Source organism: Singulisphaera chitinilytica (assembly GCF_049331405.1).
Taxonomy (GTDB): domain Bacteria; phylum Planctomycetota; class Planctomycetia; order Isosphaerales; family Isosphaeraceae; genus PoT.
Genome location: NZ_CP186277.1, coordinates 14,520 through 34,267, shown reverse-complemented (window position 1 = coordinate 34,267; position 19,748 = coordinate 14,520). Strand labels below are relative to the sequence as shown.

The window sequence follows — 19,748 nt, the reverse complement described above, 5'->3', positions numbered from 1 at the left end:
TTCATGTCGAGCAGAACGCCCTTGGGATTTTCTCCCGATTCATGATGAAGAAGGTCCATTTCATCGTCTTATCGGACAGGATTTCGATCGACTCAACCCCCGCCGTGCAGGTGCGATACGCCTCGGCCGGTTCGCTTTCGGCATCGACCTCGATGCGTTTGACCTCGGTGGGCCTGGCCGGGGCAGGAACGACGATAGTGGGCACGACCGTCTTTGCGGGCGTGCGGGCCGGGGCAAAGCCCTTGGCTTTGCCGGGGGCTTGGGCGTGGGTATCCACGAGCGGAACGAACAGGAGGGCGGCGAACAAGACCACGCGGAAGGGACGGTTCATCGGGCATTCTCCTCTTCGGGATGAGGGACGGAAAGAAGCACGTTGCAGGCTTGGCAGGTTACGGTGGTGCCAGCGAGTGAGGCGGGAACGATGCCTCGATTTCCGCAGGGGCAAAGGAGCTCGATGTCGGCGAGGGGAAGGTCTGGCGACGGAGCGGTGGACCACGAAGCCTCGGGCGTCGGGCGAGGCTGTGAGGGATAGTTGGACAGTGCGGAGGACGGCGTCCGGCTGAAGAGCGCACGAAGGTCGATGTGGGCCTCGGCCCAATAGAGGGCCGCGAGCACGCCCAGGGCGGCGACGAGGAACGCGGTGCGGGAAATGGGAGGGAGTTCGGTCACAGAGCCGCTGGGGGCAAATTCCGGGTCGGAAAAGTAGCTCAAGCGACGGCCCAGGATGGGATACCGGCTTTGCAGGATCACGAACATGGTATCCGGCTTTTCCCGCAGGATTTCATCGGGCCTGATGAGGTCTCGGCCAAGGCCGGAATAGGTAACCCCTCCTGAGTTGCCGGACGATGAGGATCGGGAATTGCCGCCGCCACCCGAGGAGGTTGACCATCCTCGATTCAGCGAAGGGGCCGCCTCGGTCCTCTGGCCGATAAGCTGCGTGAGCTTCTGGGCCGATTCGATGTCGTTGAGGCCGAAATAGATTTGGGTGCTGAAATTCGCGAGCACGGTCTTTGATTGAGGACCGGGGAAGCATTCCTCCAATTGGGCGATGGATTGAACGATGAACCACATTCTCACGCCATAGCCGCGTAATAGCGTAACGGCCTCAGCAAGCGGTTCCATCTGTCCCAACTGTGCGACTTCGTCGAGCATGAACAGAAGCTCGTGCTCTTCCGAGGGGCCGGATTGCTTGACCGCCAAGAGCAACGAATTTATCCATAGCCGCATGAGATTCGCATGCGAATGGAGATACTCGGCCGGGAGGATTAGATAGAGCGAGGTCGGGTCTTTTACGACGGAGCGGATATTGAAGGACGTTCTTGAGAGGCTCGCCTTGATGAGGGGCGAACTCATGAACGAAGTATGATTATTAACAGATGACAGGATTGATGCGAACTCCTTTTCATGGACGGAGAGCATCGACCCCGCCAGTTCGCCAAGGAGCCCTCCGAATTCGTCGGAGGCTTTCATCGATTGAAGGGCACCGAAAAGCTGGTCCCGGTCGGACAGGAGGGCCTTTATCGTGTTCATATTTCGCTCGTCTTCGGTGCCGAAGACCGCGACGAACACGATAATGACCGTCAGCAGATTTCTTGCCTGATTATCCCAATAGGGATCGCGACTTCCTTCTTTTGGGACGACCAGAGAATCGGCTAGCGATCGGCAGCCTTCAAAAAAGGTCGGTAATCCCAGGTTAAGAAGGTCGAACGGATTGAAGGTCTCGGTGGGAATGCCATCGACAAGGAACGGGTTCAGGGCCAGGGTATTCTGCCCCAACACGGACTTACGATGGCGGGCGGTGGCCTTGTAATTCTCGCCCTTTATGTCGATGCATACTATTGAGTATATGTAGAATAATAAATTCGGAATAACGACGCCGATATTCTTTCCCGCCCCGGTCGGGGCCACGGTGAGCATGTGGACGTATTTGTTCTTTGGGATAAAAATTAGCGGCCCGTTTTCTCCGCAATAGATGTCGAACAATCGGTTGCTGAACACGCTAATGGCGTGTCGCACCACTCCATCGCTTTCCCTTAAAGGGCGGCTTACGAGTCGCTTGATTGCCTCCCATTTTCGGTTGTCGCGGTCATCCCGAAGGCGACCGATGACGATGCCGACGGTGCGTTCGAGCATGCCCGCTTCGTGCAATTCTGCGGCGGTGGCCCAGCGGGCAGAACCCCATAGAGTGCCGAGATTGATGCGGTTGCGGTTCCGGTAGGCCAAGCCAAAGACGACGACGATGAGGAGGTACCGAGGCAGGCCGTATAGCCAGAGACCGAGGGCGATCCCAGCTCCGATGAGGGTAAGCCGGGCGAGAACGGGCACGAGGTGGTGAAGCCATGGGCCGGCCCGGTTCAGCGCATCGGCGAAGCTGGCCCCCGGAAGCTCCGGGGGCATTTGCTCGAGGTCTAATGTTTCGGGATGCTCAATCACGTCGAGGGCCTCCTTTGAGTGTTACCGCTCATGTTCACGGCCACGCTGCTGCGTCTGCTGGGCCTGATCACGTTCGGAGGAAGTCCCGGTTCGCCCCTCTTGGATCATCGACTGGAGCTTGCTAGGAGCGGGCTTCTCGGCCTCAGGTTCGGAGCGGGAAGGCTTGATGCCCCGGTCGGGGGGGCGAGAGGCTTCGACGCGGGTTTCCCACGAGTTCTGCCCCTCCTGGCCTTGCTCCGGGGACGCGGCGGGGTTCAATTTTCCCTGTTGCTGGGAGGCCCGGGCCTTATCGAGGAAGGTCGTCGTCCATGAGCCTTCGGGCTGGTGGTCTCGCTCTTGAGGGCGGCTCCGTAGTTTCGCCCGTTCCCCGGACGTGATTTTTTCAGGGGTGTTCGGGGTATCGCGTGGCCGGACGGACCGGGCGATCTGGATTGCTGCTTCTTTGTCTTGTTCGGACATCGATTCGAGGGGCTTCGTCATGGGCTGGCTCCGTGGGTTAGAGAACGGGTCATAGGTGGGCGGAGAACGGTCAGGTCAGAACGGGGGAGCGTTCGGCCCGCAGCTTGTCGAGAAGTTGCTCAAGGGCAGCGATGAGCGACTCCTCGGTACTCTGGGCCTTCTTACCGCCCAGAGGAGCAAGGGAGAGTTTCTGTCGGGTAATCACGGCCTCGAAGCCGGGAAGCTTGTATGTGCGGAGCTGGGGCCGGGGCTTCTTGCTACCCCGTTTGGGTTTTGCGTCGAGACGGGCGACGGCTATGGCCACCTGCGCAGCGGTCATTTGCTCTGCATCGGCACGGGCGACAATTTCTCGTTGCCGAGATGGATCGTTGACCCGAAGGACCTCCCTGGCGATTGCCGGAGGCAAAGTGCCGGTGCCCACGCGGTGGATGAGGTCATCAGGCAACTCAAGTAACCCGAGGGCACGTGTCACGGTCGAGACGGCCAGGTGAAGCAACTCAGCAAGCTGGCTCGCGTTCAGGCCCTGTTGCTCCATCACGAGCCGGAAGCCCTGAGCCTGCTCAATAGGATTTAAATTTTCGCGTAAACAGTTCTCGGTAAGTTGAACCTGAGCGATCTCAGCGGCAGTGGGTCGCTCTGCGAAAATGAGGCAGTCGAGGAACGGCAGTCCCGCCATACGTGCTGCCCGCCACCGGCGTTCTCCCGCACAAATGTAGAACTTCCCTCGTTCGGTGTGCCACCACACAAGAATCGGTTGAAGCTGGCGTTCCCTGAGCGAGTCAGCGAGCCTTTGGAGAGCCTCGGGGTCGAAATAGGTGCGAACCTGGCTCTCGGCTTCGATCTCGTCGGGGGCAATCTGTTCCCGGGTAAAAGACGGAATTTTCAGCGGCAGGGTCAAGAGGCACCTCCAACGGCTGGGAAGGAACGTATCGTTGAAATACACACAGCCCCCGGTATTGAGGCCGAGGGCTGTGCGAGATAATCGGGTCAATGAAGTGTCTGTTGGGACCAACCCACGTTGTTAGGGTCGGCTTCTGTGTCGCCGTCCGCGTGGCTGAAATCCCCTATGACCGGGAACAGGTAATGGGACTGCACATAACTGGAGCCCGGATATCCGATTGGGGTGGTCCACCACTTCCAATAGGTACCAAGGGTGAACGAGTCGGAGCCTGCTTCGCCGTAGCAGGTGTCGTTACCGCCCCGGAGAATCATCGAGTCGTTCCCGAGATTGCCATGTACCTCGGTCATGTAAAATCCCGAGTAGATCGTGTCGGAGCCCTGCCCCCCCATAAGTAGCCCTTTGCAATGGATGTCGGCCTGGATGTAGTCGTCTCCCTTCATGGCAGAGACGATGACCTGGGCGGGGTTGATTCCAATCGTGACATTGTTCAGGTAGACCAGACCCGTTTGTGGGTCCTGATAAAGGTAGATATGGTCAGACGCATCCGTGCCGGTGACGGTGAGCACGCTGTTAGCGGCCGTTACCGTCAGGTTTCCCACATGCAGCGTGTAGCCTTGGGCACTCGCCGTCGTGGCGGACAAGGCCAGGAGCAGAGAGGCCAACGCAATCGGGTTTCTCATGACGACTCCTTGGTATCGCCGGTCAATTGAAGAGGTCACACACCGTGACCGGAAGGCTGTGCGTGACAAAAGGTCGAAGACAAACTGTTTCGTACGATACAGATGACGCTCTCCCCCGTTTGGGCGGCGAGAGAGCGGCTCGGCTCACTCCGTCATTCTTCCCTCGGGATTAGGGAAGAAAGTCCGGGGAGGTAGCCAACGATGCGGGCGGCTTGAATCTGGGGGTCTTCGTAGAAGGTCAGGAAGGTATCGGGCGGATAGAACCGGCTCCATCGGAGCAAGGCATTGCCGGGTCTAAGGTGAACGTCACGGCCACTGTCTCCATCTGGTCCCGGTGAAGAGCAATAGCGGGTGTTCATCGTCGGAGTCCTAGTCTCGAGCTACGCGGTGGACATAGGCCAGCCGATGCTCGAATGCTAGGGCACCCGAACGCCCACTTCAATCGTAACTCCTTAATTTACCATTACTTCGGTATTTCCGAGGTAACTACCGACGCTCGGCAACTCGGCGCTCCGGTAATACCGCGGGAACGGGCTCTTTAGCGTCTGGTAAGGCAGACAGATGAGAGCTAGGCTAAGGAGATGGGAAAGCCAAAGGAAATCGTCTTGAGGGCCTAGAACGTGGGGGATGAGTCTACTGCTTTATCGCCTCCGTCGGGGACGGACGAACCTGTCTCCAAAGCGGCGATGGAAAGGCTGCTGGAACACATCAGCGATCATTTAAGCCAACCCCGAGGTGAGGATCACTCGCTTTGGAAAGGGCAAGAACGCGTTTCCAGAGGACGAGGCCAAATCATCGCATACTTACGCGAATTGATTCGGAAGTGGCCTGATGACGGTTATTCCACCCCTAAACCGCACCCCCGTGACGTCGGCAAAACGACCATTGACTCAACGCTCCCAGGCGTCAAGGACTGCTTACGCCTCGCATGCGATGAATTGCTTGGCAACACATTTTATGTTCATATGGATAGTTCGACTGAAAAGGGTAAGCTTTCCTTGAGTTGGAAACCCTCGGAGAAGCAAGTTGAAGTTGAACCAACGGTCCGTAGCACTTTCAAACCGCACTTTGAACGAATCGTCGTAGTGGGCAAATTCTGGCGGACAGAGTTCGCCTTTGACTTCATGAGGGGTGCTCAAGCGATGGCAGCCGAATTGGGCATCGTCCTTGACGACCAGAGAGGGGCTGAAGCGGTCTCCGCAGATACGCCAGCTCTATCAACGTTATTGGATACTCTCGATGCCGAACGTGATTCTGTGCTCGTTTTCTTTGAGCCTCCCGACCTATTTCCCAATACGCGGCCTTACACGACCAAAGGCTTCACCATCGTAAAAACAGGATCGGCCGACCCATTCCATATTGGCATTCACAATAAAACGCTCGCCGACGACCTGGTCAACAAGGTGAAAGAGGACGCGAGTGGGACAGCCGGAATAGTTCTCGATTTTACATTTGATTCAATCAAAAATGAAGACCATGCGATTATTAAACGGTCGTCCATATACCGCAGTGCACTCGCTTCAGGCAGTTTGCGTTACGAAGCATTGCCCTTGCACGGGTATGTCTATGATGAAGGCATTGGGAAACAGGCTGTCGATAAGCTGACGGAACGTCTTCAAAAACCCGATGCTGAGCCGGTGGTCGCCATCTTAACGAGGACGGAATTCACCACGATCGCCACAGTTGATTATATTCGTGAACGCCCGCCAGAATCACTTCCTATCGCTTGCTACAGCGAATCGATCGTGTTCGGCGTTCTCAAACGGCTATGCGGCCGCGATAGTCCGTTGCGAGCGGCGTGCGGCGTGGATTTTTATTATTACGGCCGTTACGCGGTTCGAGTCGCGAGTATGCGAAGAGAGAGTGACCACGAACCTCGGAAAATTCCACCAGTGCTTATCACTCGCGAAGAGGCTTGTGACGGGAATGTCTTCGCACCTGATCGGATTCCGCACGATTTCAAAGGGAAGGATGTGCAGTTATCTGATTCAAAATTTGCGTCGTAACTATTAGCCCTATTTCCGTGGGCCGCCCTTTTTCTCATCGACTCCCTTACCTTGAGACGCAACACCCTTGAGAGATGATGGGGTGGCCTGGCCTGCCTCCCCTGCGGCGGTAATTTCGGTCGATTTTTCTCGTTGCTCGATGTACCCTTCGAGCTTCATTAATTCAACCGCGATGGGGCTGGCGACTGGTATCTGAATGAGCCGGTCAGCGGTTGAGACCATTACCTCGTCCATAAGTTCCCCATGTCGCTCCCATTGTCCTTTCAACACTTTATTTTCGGATAAATGAAGTGCAAAAAACATCCGTTTAATGAGTTCATCATGATATTCAGACATCGTGCGTTCGATCCGAATCGCGGCGGATTCTGAGTCCTTTTCACTTCGACGGTCGTACCCTGCATTTGCCAAATCTTCTGCCGTCATCCATCCGGCTGCCCGAAGCTCTTCGACCGATCTTTCTTTTTCTGACATTCGCCCTCTCTATGCCCGTTCGAGTGGTAACTAACACAACGCCAACATTAACAGATTCTTAATTGTAAGTCGACAAGGTTTTACGGGACTCGGGCGGAACGCCCCTACTCCACGCGAATGATTTGGACCCCGAGGTCTTCCCATCCGGCCTCGGTCGTGACGGCCGGTGCCTTCAAGGAAAGAGCCAAGGCGAGGCAGGCCGCGTCACCAAAGGAAAGTGCCCGCTCCTGGGCCTGGTGCTGGATGCGGGCCGTCTGCTCGGCCTGAGTCTCATCGAAGGGGACGGGGCTTCGGAGCAAGAGCGGGGACAGAACCGAGGTGATGGTCTCGAAGGGCATGCCGCTCCGTTTCAGGCGTCGAACGACTTCCGCGTAATTGACGGCCGAAATGACCGCCTGGGGGAGGAGCTGCTGCACGGCGTCGGCCCCCGCTTCGCCCGTGATTAGGACGAGCAAGGCCGAAGCGTCTAATACGCATTGAGAGGGATCAGAGGGCGGCTGCATCCTGACGCCGTTCTTCGCGGAGGTTCCGCACGAGGCTGGTGCCCTCGGGGACGAACCGCCTTACTTCTGCCTGGGCACGGCGGATTGCGCGGGCGAGCGTCGTGACGTGGATGCCTTCGTCGGTCCGGCTGAAGACGACGTCCGAGCCGTCGCCGATGCCAAGCTCTTTTCTGAGACCGGCCGGAAGGATGACCCGACCGCCCCCGGAGACCTTACCACGGATTACATTTTCCATACGTCTTCACCTTATGCTTGACTGCAAGAGTATAATCATGGCATGCTCAACCTTAAGTGTCAAACACTATACGCATGGATGACGCGACCTGCTCCGTCACTCCGTGACGGCCACGCCAGACACGAGCAATCTGGCTTGAACTTGGGCCTTTGCCGGCGGCAAAACCGGCCTCGGTACTCCTTGGGCTACCCCAAGGGCATCTGACTGCTACTACTTTTCATTTTGCTCTGCATATTTCTGCTCTATACTCCCTCCACGATTCAGGGAGGCGACGTGCTCCGGTTCAACCCCATCAAGGACGCCAAGGCGGCCGAGTCCTATTACGCCCGGTCCGACGGCGGCTATTACGTGAAGCTAGAGGATTTGCATCAGGAGTTCGGCGGCAAGGGTGCCGCGATGCTGGGCCTCTCCGGGGCCCCGGATTTCGAGCAATTCCGCAGGCTTCTGCATGGGCTGGACCCGAGCACGGGTGAGCAGCTTACCGCCAAGCTCGTGGACCACCGGATAGCGGCGTGGGACGTGACGGCCTCGATTCCGAAGGGCGTGACGAACGCGCTGGAGGGGGGAGACCTTCGCATCCACGAGGCGTTGTGGGCGGCGGGTAGAGAAGCGATGGCGGACCTCGAGCAACTCGCCACGACACGGGTTCGGAAGGGTGCTAAGCAGGATGATAGGGTGACGGGTAACCTCGTCTGGTACGGGGTCGAGCATGCCGAGACCCGACCCGCGAAAGAGGACGGCATGCCCGACATGGACCGGCACATCCATTTTGTTATCTACAACTTGTCGCACGACGCGGTTGAGGGCAAATGGAAGGCGGTCAAGTTCCGGCCGATTATGGACAAGCACAAGCTGTTCAGTTTGCGGTTCGATATGCGGCTCGCGGACAAGCTGGTCGAGCTGGGCTACTCCGTCCAGACCGAGTGGAAGGCCGACAGCAAGGGCGGTGCGAAATACTACTCGTGGGACATCAAGGGCATCCCGCAATCCGCGATTGCGAAATCCTCGCGGCGGTCGAAGGAGGTGGAGGACACGGAGAAAACTATCCTGGCCGAGCGGCAAGAGGCGGCGGAGGCGGCAGGCGTGAAGGCCCCGGAGCAACTCTCCGCTCTCGAACGGGACAAGCTTGGGGCTACGTCACGCCAGCACAAGCGGGAGGGCCTCACGCTTGAGACCTGCCGCGAATACTGGCAGGGCAAACTCACGCCCGAAGAGAAGGCGGCGATTGCCGAGACCATCGAACGGGCGGAGCACGGCGGGAATGCCCGGCCAAGCCTGGAAGCGGCCGTCTCGTTCGCAATGCGGCACGAGTTCGAGCGGCGGGCGGTGGTGCCGATTGAGGAGCTGGAAATCACCGCCATGCAGCGGGGCATGGGGGCGGGGAAACCCGAGGACATCCTGGAAGAATTCAGAAGGCTTGGCGGCTTCACTGGGACTGTTGAGGGGGTGCTCTGCGGGAGCCATCGTGACGTGCAGGATTTGGAATCCCGAGTTATCGACCTCGTCAAAATGGGGCGGGGAACCTGCCGGCCGCTCGTGCCGGGGGAACATGCTTTCCGGCGGGACTTTCTGAATGCGGGCCAGCGGAACGCGGTGAATCATATCCTCGGCTCGTATGACGCGGTCCTCGGAGTGCGGGGCAAAGCGGGCACGGGCAAGACCACGTCGCTTCAGGAAGCGGCGGAGGCCATTGAAGCCGGCGGCACGCGGAAGGTGTTCGCCCTGGCCCCTTCCACGGCGGCGGTCGAGGTCCTCCGCAAGGATGGATTCGCCGACGCCACAACGGTGGCCCGGCTCCTCGTAGACACGAAGCTTCAGGAACAGATTCGCGGCAATGTGCTCTTCATCGACGAGGCTGGGCTTCTGAATCTGAAGGATATGGAGGAAGTCCTTGCTCTGGCCCGGAAGCAGGCGGCACGGGTGGTGCTTGTGGGCGACACGGCCCAGCATTCGCCCGTAGGGCACGATGCCCTTCGCGTGTTGGAACGCTTCTCATCGATGAAGACGGTCGCGATCACCGAAATCCAGCGGCAAAAGGACGCGGACTTCAAGGCGGCGGTCGCCGCCTTCAGCCGCCACGAGGTGAAGGAAGGACTCGACCGGCTCGACGCCCTCGGCGGCATCCGCGAGATTGCGGACGCGGGCGAGCGTTACCGGGCACTGGCGGCGGAGTATCTGGCGAAGCGGGATGAAGGGCACACGGTCGGCATCATCGCCCCGACGCACCGGGAGGGAGAGCAGGTCACGGCGGTCCTGCGGGAGATGATGCGAAGCCAGGGCCGGCTCGGCACTGAGGAACGGCCTGTCGAGCGGCTGGTGAGCTATGACCTCTCCGAAGCGATGAAGGGGGAGGCGAGCACGTACCAAACCGGGGATGTCGTCATCTTCCATCAGAATGCCCGAGGAAATTTCAAGCCGCGGCGACAAGGTGACGGTGCAGGGCCGCGACCCGGCGGGGGACGTGCTCGTGCGGAAATCCTCGGGGGCAACCGTCCCCCTACCCCTCGGCCAGGCCGACAAGTATCAGCTCTACGGGAAAGAGAGCCTGCTGCTCTCCGTGCATGACGTCGTCCGATTCACCAAGGCCGCCACGCTGCCCTCGGGTAAACGGGTCAGCAACGGCTTGACCCGCGAGGTTGAGGGGTTCGCCAAGAACGGGGACCTAATGCTCGCCGGTGGCCTGGTCGTGCCGAAGGAGTTTGGTCACCTCTCCCGGGGCTGGATTAGTACGTCGATTTCAGCCCAGGGTCGCACTGAAGACTGGACCCTCGTCGCCGAAGATTCCGCCTCGGGTCGGGCGGCCTCGAAGGAGCAGCTCTATGTGTCTGCTAGCCGTGCCCGGGAGGGCCTCACACTCTACACGGACGATAAAAAAGCCGTCCTTGATGCGGCCGAGCGGGTGCGGGTGCGGATGACGGCGACAGAGTTTGCCGGCAGCATCGCCAAAGCGGTGCCTGAGCGGCGGAACCGCGTGAAGGAGCATGCCGAGCGGCTCATTCGCATGGGGATGGTCGCCAGGGCCTATGCGACCCAAAAACTTGATGACATCCGCATGGAAATCGGCAGGATGACGGAACGCCTCACGGGACGGGGCCAGGAGAAACCGGAGGTGGCGTATGGGCGATGAAGCGAAGACGGGCGGGAACGGGGTGCGGGCAATTCTCGAGAGGTATTCGGAGGCTCGGGCCTCACGGGCGGAACCCGCGACGGCTCCCTTACCCGCCAAAGACCTCTTCTTGGATGAGGAACCGGACTCGCTCGTGGAGGCCGAAGGGGCGGCCTATGCCCTCTTCACGCCCACAAAGCGGTTCGAGCAACCCAAGCTCGAGCTGCGGTTCCTCGGCGTGCGGAAGCAATCGCTGGGATACAGCTTTATCGACGCGTACGAGATTGACGGCGATACCGTCGTCATCGAGCATACGCGGTATCGGGCCACCCTCAAGGGCCGCAACCTCGAACCCCTCTATCAGGCGCTGCGAAGGGAGCGGGTGGGCTACATTCAGCAGACGGACCCCATGCGTGACGCCGCAGGTGACGACGCCACGGCGGTGTATGAGATGACGGTCGAGCCGTTACGGTAGGAGCGGTTTCCCTCACGACCGGCGGGCGGCCTTCCACGCCTCGGGGAATGCCTGGTCGAGCCCGGCGAGCGTCGGGGCATCGGCTCCCCACACCGCGAGGGCCGAGGGGAATGGGGCCGATTGCTCGACCTTCCCAAAGGAAAGCCGCCCCTTCAGGAAATAGATATCCGCCTTGCCGGCGACATGGCGGTGCCAGTAGGCGGTATCGGTGCGGGCGGGGATAAGGGCAACGACCGTGCGGGCATTGCCGCTCTCGACTTCGCCGTGGGCCTTCGCTATCCAGGCGGCGAGCTGGCGGCCATAGGGCGGGTTGACGAAGACGACCCCGTGCCACGGGAGGGACAGGCCGTCATCCTCGAGCGTGTAATGCACGCGGGCCTTCACGGGAGGCCTGGTGCGGCGGGGGGAGCACGGGTCCAAATCGAAGCGGCGGAAGACCGTGTAGAGGGCTTCGAGGATGTGGGCCGGCGTCTCCCAATCCTGGGCAATCGAAGCGTTGCCGGCGTGCGTGTAGAAGGCTTTCCGGTCGCTTGCGGCGGCGAGGTAGGCCCCTGCTCCGATGCGCTCAAGGACACGGTTCAGAATCTCGAGCCGGCCACGTCCATGCCGTTCAAGGGCAGTGATGGTCGGCTGCGTCACCTCGGCCTGTTCGGCGAGCTGGCGTTGATTGAGTCCCCGGCTCCGCCGCAAGGCGGCGATGCGTGCCCCGAGCGTGGGGGCAGCCGGCAGGTTGCGGCCGGCGACTTCAAGGGAGAGAGCGGCCAGCACGGCATCGAACGAGGCGAGCGTGCCGCGTGTGCGTTCCAGCAAGCGAACGGTGGGGATGGTCAGGCCCGCCTCGAGGGCTAACGCCGCCTGAGTGAGCCGGCGGGCCTTGCGATGCCGGCGAAGGTCTGAGCCGAGACCGGAATACAAAGGAAGTTTGGTCATAGCGGCCATGACGGAGAGGATAAAAGGAAAGATTCTTTGGTCAGTGGCTACCGATACGGAGGGGGGCGGGGCGCCGTCAGGCGCCCCCCTCCCCTCATTCCTCCTCGGCGGGCATCGGTTGATGGCACTCGCCGCAGATGAGGCGCGCCTCGGGCTTCGCCCAGGCGTTGAGGCCACATTCGGGGCAGGTGTATTTCGTTTTGCTTGCGGCTTTGGTCTTCCGGGTCCGGGCCACCACCTCATCCCCGGCCCGGTCGTGGTAGAGGATGGCAGGCCCGGTCTTGAGGTAAGCGGCACAGCTCCGCTCGAAGATCCCGCCCGCCTCGATGTAGTGGCTGACCCTCTGGCCCACTTCTTTGCCCTCCGGCTGGCCGGTGTCGGAAGGAATCAGGCCCACGGCCCGCATCTTCGCGGCCCACTCACGATTATGGTAACCGCTCCGCGACGGTTCGCCGAAATGGTGCTGCCAGAGATGCGCCATTTCATGAACAAGCGTCGAGAGCGTTTCGGTCGGCGTGCGGTTCGCAAAATGGGCCGGGTTGAGGGCGATTTCGTCGGTCACTTCCTCGGGGTTATCGAGGCTTGCAAACCGCTCTCCGGAAAAATAGCCGTAGGCCCCTTTGTGCCGCTGCATGGTGATGAGGCACGGCGGGAGCTGGCCGTCGAACAGGACGCGGTTGAAATGGTCGTAAGCGGCATCCAGGCTCGTATAGGTGCGGGTGGGGCTGGTTTTCATGGGTGTCCTTCCTGTTTCGTACGATACAATTTTAAGGGTGGGTCAAGTGGGGCATTGCAAGCCTGATGGGCATCGGCCTTATTTCCGCATACGCGAAAATCCGGGTATGCGGAAATAAGGCCCCTGCCCCTCCGGTCAATCGAAGAGCGAGGGCTGCCGTCCGGCTGACTCCTCGACGTCGTGCTCGTCCGATTCGTGTGGGCGGTCCTCATTTCTCAGGACGGCAAGGCAGTACGCCTTGGCAAAGGCTTCTGGTCCCCCGGCCATTTCCACGAATGAGGCATGCACGAAATGCGACCGATAGCCGGTCTGGCTTACCGGAATCGGTTCGTGTCTACCCTCATGATTGGTGAACTCGAAATGGCTGTAACCGGAAATCCGTTTGTCCCGATAGCGGACGGCAATACCGATAGCGTCCACCGAAATCATAAAGTCGTAATCATCCATAGTGTCTCCATCATCAGGTGAGGCGTCGAGCGTTGATTCGCTCGACCCTTGCCCCTCGGCGAGAGCTGGGGTGTAGGCGGTCAACGGGAGGGGAATCACCCGGGCTGCACGGAGCGAAGCGGAGGAAGCTCGGGGATACCCGTTGACGGCCGGAGGGGCGCGCCCCTTCCCCTTTCTTTGCATTTCCGTATTTGCGGGTTTTCGGATATCCGTAAATCCACGGTTGTCCGAGCCCTACTCTACGCTTGCGTTCCCCCTGAATCTGCGTTAGCGTAGCATTTTCTCGTTTCCGCATTTTCGGATACGCGGAAATACGGATTTACGGGTAGGCGTAACGGGACATGGAACTTTCATGCTTATAACGATCGCATCATTTAAGGGAGGAGTCGGCAAAACGACCACCGCCATCCATCTGGCGGCGTATTTTCAGAAGCTGGATAAGACGGTGCTTATCGACGGTGACCCCAACCGTTCGGTGACCGCATGGACCGAACGGGGGTCGTTCCCTTTTGATGTGGTTGATGAGTACCAAATGGCCAAGGTCGCTCGCGGAGGGTACGAGCATATCATCCTCGACACGGCCGCACGCCCGAGTCAGGACACGCTGAAATCCCTGGTCGAAGGATGTGACCTTTTGATTCTGCCCTCGACGCCAGATTTGCTCTCGCTCGATGCGTTGCGTCGGAACATCGAGGTGCTGCGAGAATTGAAAGCCGAGCGGTACAAAGTCCTGCTCACGAAGATTCGCCCGAACTCCCGAGACGGGGACGTCGCCCAGTCCATGCTGCGAGATGCAGGCGTTCCGGTTTTCGACGGGATGATTCGCCTCTACCAGGCATTCGTCACGGCGGCGTCTTACGGCCAACTGGTCGAAGACGTGAAGGATGAGCGGGCACATTACGGGGCGGAAGATTACGAGGCTGTCGGCAAGGAGCTGACCTCATGAGTAAGAAACCACATCACCTCGAAGGCTTGAACAATATCCTCGGGACGCTGAAAGGCGACCCCCCACCACCCCCCTCCCCTGCCCCGGTCGAGGCCCCTTCTCGGAAGTCAGCCAAAGCCGAAGAACCTGTGGCGAAGGGGAAAAAAGGACGGCCCGCGACCGGCAAGAAAAGTGACGAAGAGTATTGCACCACTACGATTTCCATCCGCATCGAGACCCGCAAGCAGGTGAAGAAGGCCCTGCTCGATGAGGAAAACGGCAAGGATATGAGCGACCTGGTGGAAGAGCTGCTGGGGAAGTGGCTGACATCGAGGAAATGAGTTTTCGTAAATCCGCGTTTTCGTATTTTTGAAACTCTGTATTTTCGAATATCCGTAAATCCGCGTTTTCGCACACCCGGATATTTTGCCGATTCGCCGGCTTGCCACCACCATCCCATAGCGTCGGCGACTTTTCCCGATGAAACGTCTGTTCGGCTTGGCCCCTTGTTCCTTTGACGCTTTGGCGTCAGCCTTCTCAAGCCGATTGAGCGGCTTTCCGAAGATGAGAGGTACGACCCGGGGCAGGTCCCGGAATGGCCTTCGTCGTACCGCATCATTCGGGAGGGCAGGGGATGAGTACCGAACCGGCACCCGGCAAGCCGCGAAAGCGATCTGGCACTAAGACGACAATCCGTCAGGACGCTCCTAAGGAGAAGGTGACTTTGTACCTTCCCGCCGAGCTGGCCAGACGCTTCTCGGTACACGTGACATATAGCGGTATGGACCGTTCGGAGTATTTCGCCGAAATGGTCCGTCAGCACTGCCGACGCTACGTCGTCAGCGACCGGCTCAAAGGGCCGGGCGAGGTCGAGGAAAGTACGGAAGCGGAAGAGGCGTGAGGCCAGGGCAGGGGGCTTTACGAATATCCGCATTTCCGGATATTCGGAAATTCGCGTATCTGAAAGGATGAAGGCCACTCGCTTGGAAGCGGGTGGCCGGGTGCCGCTAGGCTTCAACCTCGGGCGTTTCTTCCGCCTCTGGCTCCGACGGGATTAAGAGTGTGAGGCGTCCGTCTACGGGGAAGGCATTGAGTTTGATGTTGATGACATCCTCGCCGCTTTTCGCCCTGGTAGCGATTCCGATGCGGGTCCAGATGGGCTTCTTATTCTTCCGATCCAGAATCTGGTAGGCGTAGTAATCGACTTTGAAGGGGGTATTTTTAGGTTTTTGATACATATAATTTCTCCTTTGATTTATAGCTCCCGACGATCGGTGCCTTCTAGCGGCCGTCCAATGAGCGGTTGAAGGAGAGGGGTCCACGGTGTTTTTTGGAGTGCAACGGTCGCGAGGAATACGCGAAGCGTAGGGGAAAACAACCCGTTGATCACGCTCCGCCGCTCGTTAGGTTCGCGGCACAAAGGCCCGGGTCGGGTCCCACATCAGGAGGGAGTATTTCCCTCAGAAACCGGATACCCCCTTCACACGCCGTATGCCTCCCGCTCGGGAGAGGGCGTACAAGCCATCTGGAGCCGCCTGGCGACGTCTTAAGGGCAACCGGCAGGGAAATCATCGTCGTCAGGCTCAACGCCTTCCTGACGGGCTTCCTGGCCCGTCCTTGCGGCCAGGGCGGCACTGCCTGAGGTTAAGGAAGCGGCACCCGGCGGCCCGCCGCAGGCGTGCGGCATTCAAGCGACCAACGGGAGCGACCCAAAAACGGCGATAACCCTTCTCTCCTTTTAACTCTCCCGTTCCCCCGCATGGGGGCGGAGGGGGACGAGGCACGCCAGGGGAGCGAAGCGACCTTCCGCATAAAACAATCCGGCCGCGTTTCACCCCCCGACGAAGCATGGGGGGAAACCGGCCGGAACGATCACCGGGCGGGAGCGAAGCGACCCACCGTCAGGCGACGGTTCGGCAAGCGGAATGACCGGCAGGGATGCCGGGCAGGCCGGTTGCCTGTCGCCGACCCGCGTCAGGGGGCGGGAAGGGGCCGAAGGCCGTCCCGAAGGGACCGGAGCGCAGCGGAGCCTGAAAGCACCCGGCCCGCGAGAGCGGGGACGCCCGGCGTGGAAGGGGTGGGATAGGGCAGGAGAGAAGGGCCTCTAATTCCAAGGTGCGTTTGCGACGGAAATTTAAACCCGCGACGGAAATTTTCCTGAGGAAGACGGATGAGGCATAAAACGCTTCCGCTTGAGCCAGGATGCGTTTTAGCGATTGGGGATAGGGAAAGGGAGCTTCGACAGCGTCGTAACGTTCTAGGCTCCTTTGCGGGGCAGGGACGGCCTATGCTCCGACATCCTCCGGTTGGCCTAACGAAAGCAACTGGCGGACGTACCGCTCTCTAAGTAGCCGCATGCCCATTTTTTGCATGGGTCCTGGCTCGATGAGTTTCCGCGATTCCGGGTCGGCCTGGGCAATGGCGGCCTTTTCCAGCTCGGCCTGTTGTGCCTCAGTCAGCGATTCCCAATGGCGGTCAACCACTTTCTGTTCAGCTTTGCTACGGGCCTCCTCCTCGGCCTGTTGGCGGCGGCCCTCAGCGGCCTGGCGTTCCTTCGCTTTGCGTGCTTCTTCCTGCCGGTCCCGATCAGCCTGGGAGACGAAACCATCCGGGGTGCCGTATTCCTCCTCAATCGACTTCACCAGATAACCAGCCGGGCGTTTGGGCTTGTCCGGGGTCGTCATCCGCCAGTCAAACTCCTCGATTTTGGCGAGGATAAACTCCGGAGAGAACCTGCGGGCAAGCTTCTCGGCGGTGGAGCCGGCCACCTTGCGGGCCATGAGTTCCTTCACGTGGCTGGGCCGCTCGGCCTTCGCGGTGGAAGAGAGGGGGGCGGGCGGTGGGAGGGTTGCATCGTGCTGCCTGAACTTCACGAACCGAATGGACCAGGCCCGGCCCTTCTTCAGGAACCGCTCATCGTGGCTTAAGGGAGCGAGAAACCGCAGCTTTTCCAGCTCCGCGATTGCGGGTTCGAGCTTGCGGGCGATATGGGCGTTGCCTTCGTACTTCTCGCCAAGCCCGATATGCACCTGGGCAAACTCTCTTAAGTCGAAGACCCACTCGGCGTTGACGTAGAAGCGTTTGCCCAAAACCCGGTACATGCGTAATGCAATGTGATGTTCAATCGTTTTGCACAGTTCGAAGTCGATGTCCCGCAGGAATCCTGCCTGGAAACTCTCGAATACGACCTCGTTCCATACGACTCGCGACGGAAAGAGCAGCCCTTGACCGCCGGCGGTACGGCTGTCGTTAATCTCGACATTCTCGAGAATGTGGAACGCCTTGGTGGTCCAGGATTTTTGACGGTTGTCCCACCATGAATTATCGTAGATATAATTGACACTCACGATACGGAGCAGCGAGAGCTTGAGTCGGCGGTAGCTACGGCCATCGTCCGGCCAGCCCAGCATGCCGATAAGTTCGCGGCAGGTGAACGTCACGTCCCGCTTGGCAAAGTTGCTCCGAAGCTTCGTGAGCTGGATGAGGGCGAGCACGACCGTGTCGTCGGTTGCCGTAGGAAGGCCGTATTCCTCCGAGCCTTCAATCACGCGCTTCCGAACGATGACCTTCTTTTTGCGATCGTCGTAGATACGATCCTCGAACTTGATGCTCGTTTTGCCTTTGGGCACCCGGTCGGACAGCATCGCGATCGGAAACTCGGCAAAGTTCATCTCGTCCTTGCCGGTTCCCAGCAAGACGGACAGGGGTTCCGAGTGTTCAACCAATTCAGTTTCCATAACTTCTTTTATACTAAAGTTTTAAGGAAACGACAACAACATTTCCCGGAAACCAGACCTGCTTTGGCTCTCGCGTTCGCGTAGTTGTTGTTAGTTATTCTAAGTTATATAGTTACGGCAAAAAAAACCCTTAAAATCCAGTGGTTTGCGACGAATTTCCGGCCCAGAGACACGAACGTTCCGGCCCAGAGACACGAATCGGTCGGCCCAGAGACACGAACGTTCCGGCCCAGAGACACGAATCGGTCGGCCCAGAGACACGAATAAGAGGCATTTCGGAGGGCATTCCGGCCCCCAGACACGAATGCAGAACCGTTTGGAGCAACCAAACTTACCCAATGGCAGGGCCTGAAGAGCGAACTTCTGAAGTTTATCCTTTGAAATTGAATGGGTTAGGGAAAACCGGCCCGGAGACACGAATCGCAAGGTCGTTTTTGGGCGATTTCGACGAAAGCGTGGGGTTGCGACGTCGAAAAATCCTTATCGAACAATGAGTTATGGAGAAACCGGCCCAGAGACACGAATCGGTCGGCCCTTTTTCACTCAGAGGTCGGCCGAAAGCTCCCTCGGAGGGACGCGGGGCAGGCATGCCCCGACAGCCCGGAAGCGGTGCGGCTGTCTCCTTGGTAGCGGGGGACGCTTACCCCCATTTTTGAGGCTTTTGGAGTTCAAAGCCGTCGGGTTTGACGACCGTATCGGGGAGCTGATTTTCTGATAGTTTGATTTTGTTAATGAAAATGTGGGCGTTTGCGAGGCTTTTGAGTTCGTTAGAGACGCGATCGGGTGGGAACGCGATGACTACTCGTTTCTGGGGAAACACTTCCCTGATAGCTTTTACGGGGGCTGCAAGGTCGCTGTCCGCAGATACCAGGAGGGCGGTGTCGAAGCGGTCTGCGAATGCGTCAACGAGCATCCGGGTGGCGATGTTGACGTCGGTCATCTTCTCCGCCGGCACCAGCTCTGTGGTCTTGCAGGCAGGGCATTTAAAAGGCTGGTCGTAGAATTGCCCATAATGAATGGTTAGGCCATCAAGCGTTTCAAGAGCCTCAAGGAACGTTGCTTGCCGTTTCCGTTTATCCTCAGGGGCTCGTATCCGCGACGTAAAGTATTTGACGGAAATGAGTTGCTGATGGGGAAGCGTGTAGGACTCGGTAAATTTCTTGATGTCGAGCCAGTAATACCGTCGCCACCCTTTGGACTTCATCCCGAAGTAGAGGTTGAACCCGTCCACATAGGCGATAACTCGTTCCTGAGGAGGGGTTTCGGGCGATTTCCCACGTCCAAGGTTTGATGCATTCAGGGACACTGGCCGATCCTCGAAATTCTGGAAATCGCTTGACTCTCCGTGAGCTGGAGTCGATAATAACTACCGTACACCCCCGACGATAGCATCGTCGGCCCAACGCCCCCTTCCAGGGGGCGTTTCTTTTTCCCCTCCTAAACATCAATCCGGCCATCGTAACTCTCCGCCCGACGACCCATCCTGGGCGTCAACGGGTGGGAAGCAGGCTACAGCGCGATTCGTTCGATTTCATGAGCGTGACCTGGTCGTCGGGACGCTCTTAGACTTGTCGCCTTGCGCCACTCTTGGCCCGCATTCCGGTGGGCCTTCTGGGCGGTGTCGCGATTTTTGAGGTAGGCGGCGCTGTCAATGGTGCGGAAGTGCGAATGCGTATGTCGAGGAGAGAAGCCGGCGGCAGTTGT

21 protein-coding genes are annotated in these 19,748 nt (G+C 59.1%); 7 read left to right on the top strand and 14 right to left on the bottom strand.

The genetic code is table 11. The features are described from left to right. Nucleotide 1: 1 nt before the first annotated feature. The 5 genes from ACOYYX_RS40465 to ACOYYX_RS40445 all read right to left on the bottom strand — a co-directional run bounded on the left by ACOYYX_RS40465 (nt 2) and on the right by ACOYYX_RS40445 (nt 4,473). Nucleotides 2-331 (bottom strand): hypothetical protein, encoded by a 330-nt coding sequence (locus ACOYYX_RS40465; RefSeq protein WP_422932161.1) that lies wholly within the window; start codon nt 329-331, stop codon nt 2-4. Beyond that, nucleotides 328-2,433, bottom strand: coding sequence for a type IV secretory system conjugative DNA transfer family protein (locus tag ACOYYX_RS40460; protein WP_422932160.1), 2,106 nt, complete (start codon nt 2,431-2,433; stop codon nt 328-330). The genes ACOYYX_RS40465 and ACOYYX_RS40460 overlap by 4 nt, the downstream gene beginning before the upstream one ends. Nucleotides 2,434-2,454: 21 nt before the next feature. Continuing rightward, nucleotides 2,455-2,913, bottom strand: a complete 459-nt coding sequence (locus ACOYYX_RS40455; protein WP_422932159.1) for a hypothetical protein — start codon at nt 2,911-2,913, stop codon at nt 2,455-2,457. Nucleotides 2,914-2,962: 49 nt separating this feature from the next. Then, nucleotides 2,963-3,790, bottom strand: coding sequence for a ParB/RepB/Spo0J family partition protein (locus tag ACOYYX_RS40450; RefSeq protein ID WP_422932158.1), 828 nt, complete (start codon nt 3,788-3,790; stop codon nt 2,963-2,965). An 89-nt stretch (nt 3,791-3,879) separates the two neighbouring features. Further along, nucleotides 3,880-4,473 carry a hypothetical protein gene (locus ACOYYX_RS40445; protein ID WP_422932157.1) on the bottom strand — a complete coding sequence of 198 codons (594 nt, stop codon included), beginning with the start codon at nt 4,471-4,473 and terminating at the stop codon, nt 3,880-3,882. Between the two features lie 686 nt (nt 4,474-5,159). Here ACOYYX_RS40445 and ACOYYX_RS40440 point away from each other — a divergent pair. Then, a complete protein-coding gene (locus ACOYYX_RS40440) occupies nt 5,160-6,479 on the top strand; it encodes a hypothetical protein (protein ID WP_422932196.1) in 1,320 nt (439 codons plus the stop codon). Between the two features lie 9 nt (nt 6,480-6,488). Here ACOYYX_RS40440 and ACOYYX_RS40435 read toward each other — a convergent pair whose 3' ends face one another. The 3 genes from ACOYYX_RS40435 to ACOYYX_RS40425 form a co-directional block, all read right to left on the bottom strand. Then, nucleotides 6,489-6,950, bottom strand: coding sequence for a hypothetical protein (locus ACOYYX_RS40435; protein WP_422932183.1), 462 nt, complete (start codon nt 6,948-6,950; stop codon nt 6,489-6,491). A gap of 104 nt (nt 6,951-7,054) precedes the next feature. Continuing rightward, the gene (locus ACOYYX_RS40430) at nt 7,055-7,453 is read right to left on the bottom strand and encodes a PIN domain-containing protein (protein WP_422932195.1); all 399 of its coding nucleotides are present in this window, start codon (nt 7,451-7,453) and stop codon (nt 7,055-7,057) included. Next, on the bottom strand, nt 7,437-7,688 hold the full coding sequence (locus ACOYYX_RS40425; protein ID WP_422932194.1) for an AbrB/MazE/SpoVT family DNA-binding domain-containing protein: 252 nt from the start codon (nt 7,686-7,688) through the stop codon (nt 7,437-7,439). The genes ACOYYX_RS40430 and ACOYYX_RS40425 overlap by 17 nt, the downstream gene beginning before the upstream one ends. A gap of 273 nt (nt 7,689-7,961) precedes the next feature. Here ACOYYX_RS40425 and mobF point away from each other — a divergent pair, with 273 nt between their 5' ends. From mobF to ACOYYX_RS40410, 3 genes are all read left to right on the top strand, one after another. Next, nucleotides 7,962-10,253 (top strand): MobF family relaxase, encoded by a 2,292-nt coding sequence (mobF, locus tag ACOYYX_RS40420; protein ID WP_422932193.1) that lies wholly within the window; start codon nt 7,962-7,964, stop codon nt 10,251-10,253. Beyond that, nucleotides 10,156-10,815, top strand: a complete 660-nt coding sequence (locus tag ACOYYX_RS40415; protein WP_422932192.1) for a hypothetical protein — start codon at nt 10,156-10,158, stop codon at nt 10,813-10,815. Before mobF ends, ACOYYX_RS40415 begins: the two co-directional genes overlap by 98 nt. Nucleotides 10,816-10,924: 109 nt before the next feature. Further along, nucleotides 10,925-11,269: a hypothetical protein gene (locus tag ACOYYX_RS40410; protein WP_422932191.1), complete on the top strand. Its 345-nt coding sequence runs from the start codon at nt 10,925-10,927 to the stop codon at nt 11,267-11,269. Between the two features lie 12 nt (nt 11,270-11,281). Here ACOYYX_RS40410 and ACOYYX_RS40405 read toward each other — a convergent pair whose 3' ends face one another. From ACOYYX_RS40405 to ACOYYX_RS40395, 3 genes are all read right to left on the bottom strand, one after another. Then, nucleotides 11,282-12,184: a DNA N-6-adenine-methyltransferase gene (locus tag ACOYYX_RS40405; RefSeq protein ID WP_422932179.1), complete on the bottom strand. Its 903-nt coding sequence runs from the start codon at nt 12,182-12,184 to the stop codon at nt 11,282-11,284. Between the two features lie 109 nt (nt 12,185-12,293). Further along, nucleotides 12,294-12,935 carry a SprT-like domain-containing protein gene (locus tag ACOYYX_RS40400; protein WP_422932178.1) on the bottom strand — a complete coding sequence of 214 codons (642 nt, stop codon included), beginning with the start codon at nt 12,933-12,935 and terminating at the stop codon, nt 12,294-12,296. A 135-nt stretch (nt 12,936-13,070) separates the two neighbouring features. Then, nucleotides 13,071-13,466 carry a hypothetical protein gene (locus ACOYYX_RS40395; RefSeq protein WP_422932177.1) on the bottom strand — a complete coding sequence of 132 codons (396 nt, stop codon included), beginning with the start codon at nt 13,464-13,466 and terminating at the stop codon, nt 13,071-13,073. A gap of 268 nt (nt 13,467-13,734) precedes the next feature. Here ACOYYX_RS40395 and ACOYYX_RS40390 point away from each other — a divergent pair, with 268 nt between their 5' ends. The 3 genes from ACOYYX_RS40390 to ACOYYX_RS40380 all read left to right on the top strand — a co-directional run bounded on the left by ACOYYX_RS40390 (nt 13,735) and on the right by ACOYYX_RS40380 (nt 15,208). Next, nucleotides 13,735-14,328 carry a ParA family protein gene (locus ACOYYX_RS40390; protein WP_422932190.1) on the top strand — a complete coding sequence of 198 codons (594 nt, stop codon included), beginning with the start codon at nt 13,735-13,737 and terminating at the stop codon, nt 14,326-14,328. Further along, on the top strand, nt 14,325-14,648 hold the full coding sequence (locus ACOYYX_RS40385; protein WP_422932189.1) for a hypothetical protein: 324 nt from the start codon (nt 14,325-14,327) through the stop codon (nt 14,646-14,648). Before ACOYYX_RS40390 ends, ACOYYX_RS40385 begins: the two co-directional genes overlap by 4 nt. A gap of 293 nt (nt 14,649-14,941) precedes the next feature. After that, on the top strand, nt 14,942-15,208 hold the full coding sequence (locus ACOYYX_RS40380) for a hypothetical protein (RefSeq protein ID WP_422932173.1): 267 nt from the start codon (nt 14,942-14,944) through the stop codon (nt 15,206-15,208). A 106-nt stretch (nt 15,209-15,314) separates the two neighbouring features. Here the strand turns inward: ACOYYX_RS40380 and ACOYYX_RS40375 are convergent, their stop codons facing one another. From ACOYYX_RS40375 to ACOYYX_RS40365, 3 genes are all read right to left on the bottom strand, one after another. Beyond that, entirely contained in the window at nt 15,315-15,545 is a 231-nt protein-coding gene (locus ACOYYX_RS40375; RefSeq protein ID WP_422932172.1) for a hypothetical protein, read from the bottom strand. Between the two features lie 1,047 nt (nt 15,546-16,592). Continuing rightward, nucleotides 16,593-18,044, bottom strand: a complete 1,452-nt coding sequence (locus tag ACOYYX_RS40370) for a replication initiator protein A (protein ID WP_422932171.1) — start codon at nt 18,042-18,044, stop codon at nt 16,593-16,595. A gap of 640 nt (nt 18,045-18,684) precedes the next feature. After that, the gene (locus tag ACOYYX_RS40365) at nt 18,685-19,350 is read right to left on the bottom strand and encodes an NYN domain-containing protein (protein ID WP_422932170.1); all 666 of its coding nucleotides are present in this window, start codon (nt 19,348-19,350) and stop codon (nt 18,685-18,687) included. Nucleotides 19,351-19,748: the final 398 nt, after the last annotated feature.